The sequence below is a fragment of the Nitrosospira sp. Nsp11 genome, assembly GCF_900142705.1.
Lineage (GTDB): Bacteria > Pseudomonadota > Gammaproteobacteria > Burkholderiales > Nitrosomonadaceae > Nitrosospira.
Genome location: NZ_FRBV01000028.1, coordinates 1 through 6,711 on the forward strand (window position 1 = coordinate 1; position 6,711 = coordinate 6,711).

The window sequence follows — 6,711 nt, forward strand, 5'->3', positions numbered from 1 at the left end:
GGTGCACTTGGAGTCATGGCAAAGATCGAGGATATTGAAGCAACGCTGCCTTTTTCCATCCTTGGCTTCGATTGCGATAATGGCTCTGAATTCCTCAATCACCATCTGCACCGGTATCTGACCGACCGGCCTTCTCCCGCTCAATTCACCCGCTCCCGCCCCTACCACAAAAACGATAGCGCTCACGTCGAGCAAAAAAACTGGACACATGTACGCCAACTCTTCGGCTATGACCGCTTCGACAAACCGCAACTGGTCAATCTTATGAACGACCTCTATCGCAACGAGTGGCGTACTTTCCAGAATTTCTTTTGCCCCACTCTCAAACTCAAGGAAAAGCAGCGTATCAACTCAAAAAATATCACCCTCCCAAAACACCTTGTCAGCGGCTACTGGAGTCCGATCATGTCTGCCCGGAAACAAAAAAACAGCTGATGGCTGTCCTCCTCAATACCAATCCGTTTATCCTGAAAAAAATCATTCAGGCAAAACTTAAAATCATCTTCGATGCACTAAAATGAATTCCTTTCCTTATGGCACAACGTTAACTGCAAAACTGTTTCGGTAACCTTTTTCTATGGCGCAACGCGGGGGAGCAAACTCTATCACCGCTTTGCGGTAGCCCAATTGTCGACTGGACGACTGTTCGAGGAGAAGATCAGCCCGTCAGGATAAGTTCGTACTTTTTCGAAGGCGGATAACAATATCCTTTTTAAGGTCAGGCCCCGGCTTATCGAGCCGCGAAAACTGATATCCCAAAGTGATGGAGTTGAGTTTAGCAAGGGCCTTTTCGCCGTGCCCCTCTCGTGTAAAGTCGGGAATGCGCAGCAGGAGCTGCTTTGCCGAGTCCGCTTCGGCAGGTAGCAGCCTGGGCAGTAATTCGCTGGGAACAACCCAGGTTGCGTCTTCGTTGCTGAAGTCCATCGAGTTTCTCCCGCTCTTGAAAACAGCTAGCGGAGCGTCATTGGGTACCAATACATAGATGTCTTCGAGATAAACACCATGCTCGATCAAGTTTCTGAACTTTAGCGCAATGTAATAGTAATCCGCATCCTTCCAGCTTTTTTCAATCTGAATAAAAATAACATCGTCGCCTTTCAAAGCCTTATACATGGCTCCGCCAACCGCGGGGCCATGCTTCGCTATAAACGACGCAATGACTGTTGTCGCAAGTTGCTCAATGCCGGGGAAGTACGCCTCAGGTAAGTGATCAGCCTGTCCTTCTGCGGCAGAAGAGGTATCTCTTGGAGTTTCGCTCATTACAGTACACCTCGGTTAAGCAATGGGTTGGCAATCATATGCGGTTGATTGTTTATGCTGTACTCAAGCTCTTGCTCCTCACCATTAACCTCAGTAAAACCAGGCCGGCAAGCATCAGAGCATAGGTTTCCGGCTCGGGAACAGGGGCGCCAATCGAGCAATCTGGCCCACAGGATAAGCGCGCTACCAGCTCGTTTTGCGAAAGAAACAGCGTGCCGTTATTCAGATCGGGTGAGACAAAATCTCCACGCGTGCCTCCGGTGGCGATGAGGACGAACTGATTCGGGTCACCGTCCAGCTTGGTTGGATCCAGCAGGCCCACAGTGCCGTCATTATTATTAACGATGACATCGCCATTAAGCGGACCTCCACTGATGACTCCGGTGCCATCAGGGGCATGGCCAAAGTTGGGGAAGCTACGAAGAAGCGTGCCGGTTGCCAGATCGTATGCCTGAATGACTCCGTTTTCGACATACGCGGTCGCGCCATTCGGTGACACGGATACACCATCCGGGAAAAGGCCGGCTTTGACTACCCGGTAGCTGCCGGCAATCGGATCGATATCGACAAGACCTACATTGCTGGAAGCGATGACGTGCCCGTTGGCGGGATTGCCCCACATTCCCAAGTGACCACGGAGGTCGGCGGCTACTTTGCCAGGAATCTGGGTGCGGGACCCGTCGCTCGCGAAGCGCTCGTAAAATCCCCCAAACGCCTGGGCGCCGTAAACCTGTCCCCCGACGGTTGCCATTGCGTAATTACAGTTACCGGTCTGACATATGTATGGGGTTGCGCTTACCGCGCTGCTCAGAGTCTGGTTATCCAGGTCTTTGAAGACGTATATCTTTCGGTCGAACTCACTGCCTGTAATGACGTTGCCATTTGGAAGAATTCCCTGCGCCAGCGGCCCATATTGCGCACTGTAGCCGCTCACGAAGGTCGTGAGAGTGAAGCCGCCAGCAATACCCTCAGCTGTGAGTTTCAGCGTAGCGTGAGCTGGACCACCCGATAATAATATGCAAGCGGCAGTTGCTGCTGATGAAAGCATGACATTGAGTCTCATGATGTTCAACTCCCATGTTGGACGGTTAAAAGACGTCCCCCGGATAGCAGGGGGTAAGTCAATTCGAAGCAAAGTTTATGCTAACTTCGGGAAAGCCTTTTTGCTCAACAGCTTATATATTTCTTCCGAATGCTTGGGATCGCAAGTGTAAAGCGAACCGACACGTCGGCAGAAGCCTGGCAGCATGTAGGCTTCTTTGGTTCTGTAGATGGAGATGAGGAAACGTAGTCTGTTCGGATCCGAACCCCATTCGGGTGTTTTAAAGAATTTGCCATTTTTCTTTCAAATCCTATAATTGTTTGAAGGTTTTCTTTTTTATACACTTTCCCCAAGATTTTCCAACCTCAGGCCCAGCCCTTTACCTTCAGAGATCTTCTTTCACAGGGAGCAATTTCAAATCGTTCAGGTCTGATTTCATAGTTTTTACAATCAGGAAATGAGTAATGCCCGAACCGAAGCCTCAACACGACGATTAGGACGCGAAATACGTTATGCTGCAAACACATGAATTCTCTTACGTTAAAGGAGCAACGCCATGAAAAACAACCCCGTTGGCTGGTTTGAAATCTATGTGCAGGACATGAAGCGGGCCAAGGCTTTCTACGAAAGTGTATTGCAAGGAAAGCTCGAGCAGATCCCCAGCCCCACCCCTGGCCCGGAAGTGGAATTGTGGAGCTTTCCCATGTCGGAGGAAGGTTACGGAGCGGCGGGCGCGCTCGCTAAAATGGAAGGCTGCGCATCGGGTGGCGGCGGCACGTTGGTTTACTTCAAGTGCGAAGATTGCGCGGTAGAGGCTGCTCGTGCCGCCGAGCACGGCGGGCGTATTTTCAAGGAAAAAATGTCGATCGGCAAATATGGCTTCATCGCGCTGGTTTTCGACACCGAGGAAAACATGATCGGGCTGCACTCCATGCGCTAGATGCCGCCGAAGCATGCCTGCCGTATTATGCGCGCGACTTTCCTTTCATCAATAGCGCGCTGTACAAGCCGAGCCGATATTTCCGGCGCAAAGCGTGGCGTTCCTTCCATAGGACACTTCGTATCCGTGCCGCCGCCAAAATCCGCACGGCAGCCCGCGTAGTCGCTATTGCCCATTTATGTTTCCTCAATCGAGTCAGAGCCCCATCGAGACATGAATGCCACATACGTGTTTTTCACAATCGAAAGAGAGGAAAACCATGAAAAATCTGTATACGATTACGGTTTTGATAGTTCTTGTCGCGTTATCCGGGTGCATATCGTTTCGATCGGGAGGCTCACCCGACCAGCAGGGTTCTCAAGCCACACCTCGCGCCACAGATAAGGTTATTATTGTTTCAAGGACGTCCTCTGCTTCCGACTCTAGTGCGGCAATGACCATGGACGGCAGGGCCGCAGCCGACGAACGCACGAACAGCAAAACTTGGGCTTTCAATAACCTGGAGCTTCAAAGCCCAGCCGGGACAACCTATATCGACAATCTTACGCTGAGTGTATCAGAGCGCGGTGACACACTTATCTGGCACACGTCTTTCGATGTGCGGTCCCGCGTCCGCAACGCGGTTTCACCAGACGTGGTACTCAACCTGATTCTTCTCGACAGGAACGGTCAGGAGTTGACCCCGAACGGCCAGGTCAGCTTCAGTCGCCTATGTGGAAAGAACTACTATGAAAAAAGCGACAGCGTTATTGCTCCCGATCTTTTCAGGCAGGTTTATGGGGCCAGAATTAGGTACATCTTCAAAACTCGTGTAGCGGCATGTGATTGACAACTGCGCAACCCAATATTTTTCGATCAGGTTTCTATCTATAAGGATATTTCGCAAGCGTCTGGAAAGAGGAATCTATGAGGTCAGACTCAATGCAGCTGGCTGCTCATTTGTCAGTTAAGCGCTATAACCGAAAAGGCGGCGCACCGAGAGAAATTGAAAGATGGATAAAGGCTGCGGCCACGGGTGATGGCGGATGGCCGGAGCAATTCAAGACCAACTGAGTCTGACCCCTGAGATTCTCTAGCAAATTTATCCAACGGGAGGGAACAATGTCAACTTTGTCATCCAAGATGCTCATATTTCGTTAAGGACTCAGCGTAGAGGAGAAATCAGGGATACGGACACCGCCCGAAGCGATCAATGCAATCTCGGGCATCGCTGAATCATTCGGCTGGAATAAATTCTGGAGGAAACATCATGGTTGGAACACCGATTTCGGGAGCATGGTTCAGGCGGTTGACCGTAATAGCCCTGGTCATGCTCCTGACAGCGTGCCAGTCTGCTGAAACACGACGTTTTGGCAGCATCCTTGGCAGCGTCGCCGGCTCTATCGGGGGAAGCTATCTTGGCAGCTATCTCGGCGGAGGTACAGCGGGCCGCATCTTGGGCGCTGTCGCAGGGGGCGTGGGCGGATATTACCTGGGCTCCACGGTCGGGGGCTACCTTGGCAAGGACGACCAACGACGAATGGCCGAGACGTCGCAGCAGGCGTACGAAACCAACCAGACGCAGACCTTCACCAATCCGGATAGTGGCGTGAGAGGTAAAGCTGAAATCGTTGGACCAGCGGAAGGCCGGGAATGCAAGACCATCAGGCAAACAGTTGTGCTTAAGGATGGGAAAACGGTTACCGAGGATGTGAAGAGTTGCAAGGAGTAGAGGTAAGCGCCAGATGGAGTTGCCACTACATCTGATCAGCTAGCCGCCCTCCCTCCTGTAACGATAAAATGCGATAAAGGTGTCCGGACACATCGTCCAGACACGTCGCACTCACCCCAATATCAGAACTTATACCAAAGCACTGCAATGAAATGGCATGTGGTACCGGCTATGACAAACAAATGCCAGATCAGGTGGCCATAAAGCAGCCGCGAATCGGTTGCGAAAAAGACTATGCCGACCGTGTAAGACAAGCCCCCCGCCACTAGCCAGGAGAGTCCCCCTGCTGGCATCTTTGCAGACAACGGTGCAATTGCAATCAGGACAAGCCAGCCCATCAGTAGATAAAGGCCGGTTAAGAGGACAGGATGCGGCCTCTTGCCGAATACCTTCAGCGCCACCCCAGCTATGGTAATAAACCAGACGATTCCGAAAAGCATCCAGCCCCAGGCACCATGCAGCACCCCAAGCGTAAACGGCGTGTACGTACCAGCGATAAGAAGAAAGATCGCGGAATGCTCGAAAGTCCGAAAAATCCGCTTGGTCTTACCGGCTGGCAAGGCGTGGTAGAGAGTGGAGGAAAGGTAGAGGAGTATCGTGGTCGCCGAGAAGAGGCATGTGCCGATAAGGAATCCAGTGTTCCCGTGCCTCGCTGCGTGCATGATGAGAATAGGACCGCCGACGAATGCGGCAATCAGCGCTATACCGTGGCTGATGCTGTTCGCAATTTCTTCCGCTCGTGACTGCTCACGCATGGGTCCAGCAAGCAAAATCCGCATGCCAGTTCCTTTCTGTTACACGCTTTGACAGTCCTAAATTCTAAGGTATAAATTGTACAAAGGGGTAATAGCCTAAAATACCGTTCTGAGAATATGGCACTTGGAAGATGGAGCCTTTCTGTCAACATTGGGAATTCGCCATAGCGTCAACCGACACTCAAAACCTCGCACTGTCTCCCATTTATTTCAATAGACTTGGTTAAAACCACCGTCTTTAGACGGTGACCTTGATTTTAAATGTGTTGACTCATGCGCGTTTGGCTTGATGCGGTTAGACGACTTTAGTCGTCTGCATCAAAGCTGCGCTAACCCACCTACTATCAGTAGGTGGTAGTTTAGTTTTATACGAAGGGGTTAGAGCCTGATCTGCACGGGGAGGTGCGTTGCGCCATAGAAAAAGGTTACCGAAACAGTTTTGCAGTTAACGTTGTGCCATAAGGAAAGGAATTCATTTTAGTGCATCGAAGATGATTTTAAGTTTTGCCTGAATGATTTTCTTCAGGATAAACGGATTGGTATTGAGGAGGACAGCCATCAGCTGGTTTTTTGTTTCCGGGCAGACATGATCGGACTCCAGTAGCCGCTGACAAGGTGTTTTGGGAGGGTGATATTTTTTGATGTATTTTGAGTTGATACGCTGCTTTTCCTTGAGTTTGAGAGTGGGGCAAAAGAAGTTTTGGAAAGTACGCCACTCGTTGAGATAGAGGTCGTTCATAAGATTGACCAGTTGCGGTTTGTGGAAGCGGTCATAGCCGAAGAGCTGGCGTACATGTGTCCAGTTTTTTTGCTCGACGTGGGCGCTATCGTTTTTGTGATAGGGGCGGGAGCGGGTGAATTGAGCGGGAGAAGGCCGATTGGTCAGATACCGGTGCAGATGGTGATTAAGGAATTCAGAGCCATTATCGCAATCGAAGCCAAGGATGGAAAAAGGCAGCGTTGCTTCAATATCCTCGATCTTTGCCATGACTCCAAGTGCACC

The 6,711-nt window shown here is 50.9% G+C and carries 7 protein-coding genes and 2 pseudogenes; 4 read left to right on the forward strand and 5 right to left on the reverse strand.

Translation table 11 applies throughout. The features are described from left to right. Positions 1 to 435, forward strand: a pseudogene (locus tag BUA28_RS16030) (hypothetical protein); the annotation flags it as partial. A 231-nt stretch (positions 436 to 666) separates the two neighbouring features. On the opposite strand, the gene BUA28_RS15190 reads toward BUA28_RS16030, so the two are convergent. Together BUA28_RS15190 and BUA28_RS15195 are read right to left on the reverse strand one after the other, a co-directional pair. After that, on the reverse strand, positions 667 to 1,260 hold the full coding sequence (locus tag BUA28_RS15190; protein WP_072768980.1) for a hypothetical protein: 594 nt from the start codon (positions 1,258 to 1,260) through the stop codon (positions 667 to 669). Between the two features lie 52 nt (positions 1,261 to 1,312). Next, positions 1,313 to 2,323, reverse strand: coding sequence for a PEP-CTERM sorting domain-containing protein (locus BUA28_RS15195; protein ID WP_072768981.1), 1,011 nt, complete (start codon positions 2,321 to 2,323; stop codon positions 1,313 to 1,315). Positions 2,324 to 2,858: 535 nt separating this feature from the next. Here BUA28_RS15195 and BUA28_RS15200 point away from each other — a divergent pair. Continuing rightward, entirely contained in the window at positions 2,859 to 3,242 is a 384-nt protein-coding gene (locus tag BUA28_RS15200; protein WP_072768982.1) for a VOC family protein, read from the forward strand. Here BUA28_RS15200 and BUA28_RS15205 read toward each other — a convergent pair. Next, complete coding sequence (locus BUA28_RS15205; RefSeq protein WP_072768983.1) at positions 3,239 to 3,418, reverse strand: hypothetical protein; 180 nt, start codon at positions 3,416 to 3,418, stop codon at positions 3,239 to 3,241. The two genes, BUA28_RS15200 and BUA28_RS15205, sit on opposite strands and share 4 nt — an antisense overlap. An 83-nt stretch (positions 3,419 to 3,501) precedes the next feature. Between BUA28_RS15205 and BUA28_RS15210 the strand changes: the two genes are divergently transcribed. Further along, positions 3,502 to 4,071 (forward strand): hypothetical protein, encoded by a 570-nt coding sequence (locus BUA28_RS15210; RefSeq protein ID WP_072768984.1) that lies wholly within the window; start codon positions 3,502 to 3,504, stop codon positions 4,069 to 4,071. A gap of 420 nt (positions 4,072 to 4,491) precedes the next feature. Further along, a complete protein-coding gene (locus BUA28_RS15215; RefSeq protein ID WP_072768987.1) occupies positions 4,492 to 4,953 on the forward strand; it encodes a glycine zipper 2TM domain-containing protein in 462 nt (153 codons plus the stop codon). 122 nt (positions 4,954 to 5,075) lie between these two features. Here the strand turns inward: BUA28_RS15215 and BUA28_RS15220 are convergent, their stop codons facing one another. Continuing rightward, on the reverse strand, positions 5,076 to 5,732 hold the full coding sequence (locus BUA28_RS15220) for a PAQR family membrane homeostasis protein TrhA (protein WP_072768985.1): 657 nt from the start codon (positions 5,730 to 5,732) through the stop codon (positions 5,076 to 5,078). 448 nt (positions 5,733 to 6,180) lie between these two features. Continuing rightward, a pseudogene (locus BUA28_RS15225) lies at positions 6,181 to 6,711 on the reverse strand (hypothetical protein); the annotation flags it as partial.